The 2,675-nt window shown below is 72.9% G+C and carries 3 protein-coding genes; all 3 read left to right on the forward strand.

Annotated features, from left to right (window positions below):
* The first annotated feature begins 124 nt into the window (after positions 1–124).
* The gene (locus tag CCN33_RS10865) at positions 125–559 is read left to right on the forward strand and encodes a roadblock/LC7 domain-containing protein (RefSeq protein ID WP_086693437.1); all 435 of its coding nucleotides are present in this window, start codon (positions 125–127) and stop codon (positions 557–559) included.
* Positions 560–568: 9 nt separating this feature from the next.
* Positions 569–967, forward strand: a complete 399-nt coding sequence (locus tag CCN33_RS10870) for a DUF742 domain-containing protein (RefSeq protein WP_086693438.1) — start codon at positions 569–571, stop codon at positions 965–967.
* 24 nt (positions 968–991) lie between these two features.
* Positions 992–2,675, forward strand: a 1,684-nt coding sequence (locus tag CCN33_RS10875; RefSeq protein ID WP_279628159.1) for a hydantoinase/oxoprolinase family protein, incomplete at its 3' end; no start/stop codon positions are given.

Here is a 2,675-nt window from a genome sequence, read left to right on the forward strand (position 1 = left end):
CCATCCGCGAGCGGACCTCGTCGGCGTCGCTCCAGCGCGGCTGGGAGCGCGGCCGCGAGGAGAACGCTGAGGGCGACCGGGCCCACAGCGGTACAGCACCAGGAACGACTGAGGGAGACGGTCGATGACCGCACCGAACGCGACCGGCCACACGGACAGCAGGAAGAAGGAGCTGAACTGGCTCCTCGACGACCTGGTCGACCGGGTCGCCAGCATCCGCAAGGCCGTCGTCCTGTCCGGCGACGGCCTGGCCATGGGCGTGTCCACCGACCTGACGAGGGAGGACAGCGAGCACCTGGCCGCCGTGGCGTCCGGCTTCCACAGCCTCGCCAAGGGCGTGGGCCGCCACTTCGAGGCGGGTAACGTCCGGCAGACCGTGGTCGAGCTGGACGACGCCTTCCTCTTCGTCACCGCGGCCGGCGACGGAAGCTGCCTCGCCGTGTTCTCCGACGCCGACTCCGACGTCGGCCAGGTCGCGTACGAGATGACGCTGCTGGTCAAGCGGGTCGGCGTCCATCTGGGCAGTGCCCCGCGCAGCGAGCCGCCCGCGGGCGGGTAGTCGGACGACATGAGCGGAGAGGGTCAGAGAAGCGGCGGCCACTGGTTCGACGACGAGGCGGGTCCTGTCGTCCGCCCGTACGCCATGACACGGGGCCGCACCAGCAGTCCCGGCCAGCACGTCCTCGACCTGATCGCGGTCGTCGTCACCGAACCGGACGCCGGCGACCCCGAGGACGACCCGACGCTGGCGCCGGAGCATGTGGAGATCGTCGCCCTCTGCCGGGACGAACCGCAGTCGGTCGCCGAACTCGCCGCCGGACTCGACCTGCCCGTAGGAGTCGTACGCGTCCTGATCGGGGATCTCGTGCACGCCGAACTCGTCCATGTGACACGTCCGGTGCCCCCGGCCGAACTGCCGGACGAGAGTATTCTGCGCGACGTGATCGACGGCCTCCGGGCGCTGTGACCAGCGCGGAAGCGGGGTAGTGACGTGACAGGCTGGGAGTTCTGGGTCGACCGGGGCGGCACCTTCACCGACATCGTCGCGCGCCGCCCCGACGGCGGCCTGCTCACCCGCAAGCTGCTCTCCGACAACCCCGCCCGGTACGCCGACGCGGCCGTGGCGGGCATCCGCGAACTGCTCGACGGCTCCCCGGAGCGCGTCGAGGCGGTCCGGATGGGCACCACCGTCGCCACCAACGCACTGCTGGAGCGCAAGGGCGAGCGCACCCTGCTGGTGATCACCCGGGGCTTCCGCGACGCGCTGCGGATCGCCTACCAGAACCGGCCGCACCTCTTCGCCCGCCACATCGAACTGCCCGAGCAGCTCTACGAGCGCGTGGTCGAGGTGGACGAGCGGATCGCCGCCGACGGCACGGAACTGCGCGCGCCCGACCTGGCCGCCCTGGAGGGCGAGCTGCGCCGCGCGTACGAGGACGGCATCCGCGCGGTCGCCGTCGTCTGTCTGCACAGCCATCTCCACCCCGGCCACGAGCGGGCCGTGGGCGAGCCGGCCGAGCGGGCCGGCTTCCCGCAGGTCTCGCTGTCCAGCGAGGTCAGCCCGCTGATGAAGCTCGTCCCGCGCGGGGACACCGCCGTGGTCGACGCCTACCTCTCGCCCGTGCTCCACCGCTATGTCCGGCACGTCGCCGACGAACTGCGCGACGTGCGGCTGATGTTCATGCAGTCCAACGGCGGGCTCACCGAGGCCGGGCAGTTCCGCGGCAAGGACGCCGTGTTGTCCGGGCCCGCCGGGGGCATCGTCGGCATGGCCCGCATGTCGGAACTGGCCGGCCACGGCCGGGTCATCGGGTTCGACATGGGCGGTACCTCCACCGACGTCTCGCACTTCGCCGGGGAGTACGAGCGTGTCTTCACCAACCGGATCGCGGGCGTCCGGCTGCGCGCCCCCATGCTGGACATCCACACCGTCGCGGCGGGCGGCGGCTCCGTGCTCCACTTCGACGGCTCCCGCTACCGGGTCGGCCCCGACTCGGCCGGAGCCGACCCCGGCCCGGCCTGCTACCGGGCGGGCGGCCCGCTCACCCTCACCGACGCCAACGTCATGCTCGGCCGCATCCAGCCCGCCCGCTTCCCGGCCGTCTTCGGCCCCGAAGGCGACCAGCCGCTGGACGCCCGCGCCGTACGGGACGGCTTCGCAGCCCTCGCCCGCGAGATCCGCGAGGCCACCGGCGACGACCGCACCCCGGAGCAGGTGGCCGAAGGGTACCTGCGCATCGCGGTCGCCAACATCGCGGCCGCGATCAAGCGGATCTCCGTGCAGCAGGGCCACGACGTCACCCGCTACGCCCTCACCACCTTCGGCGGCGCCGGCGGCCAGCACGCCTGCAAGGTCGCCGACGCGCTCGGCATCCGTACCGTACTGGTGCCGCCCATGGCCGGTGTCCTCTCCGCGCTCGGCATCGGCCTCGCCGACATCACGGCGATGCGCGAGCAGTCCGTCGAGGCACCCCTGACCGAGGCGGCGATGCCCGGCGTCCGTGACACCGCCGACGCGCTGGAGGCCGCCGCCCGCGCCGAACTCCGCGCCGAGGACGTGCCGGAGGACCGTGTCCGCACCGCGCGCCGCGCCCAGCTGCGCTACGACGGCACCGACACCACACTCACCGTCGACCTCACCGACCCCGAGACCATGCGGCGCGCGGTGCGGACAC

Source organism: Streptomyces recifensis, from assembly GCF_002154615.1.
Classification (GTDB): Bacteria; Actinomycetota; Actinomycetes; order Streptomycetales; family Streptomycetaceae; genus Streptomyces; species Streptomyces griseoluteus.

Excerpts from the sequence above, each read along its gene's own strand:
- CCN33_RS10865 (WP_086693437.1), top strand. The coding sequence starts at position 125 with ATGACCGCACCGAACGCGACCGGCCACACGGACAGCAGGAAGAAGGAG.
- CCN33_RS10870 (WP_086693438.1), top strand. The coding sequence starts at position 569 with ATGAGCGGAGAGGGTCAGAGAAGCGGCGGCCACTGGTTCGACGACGAG.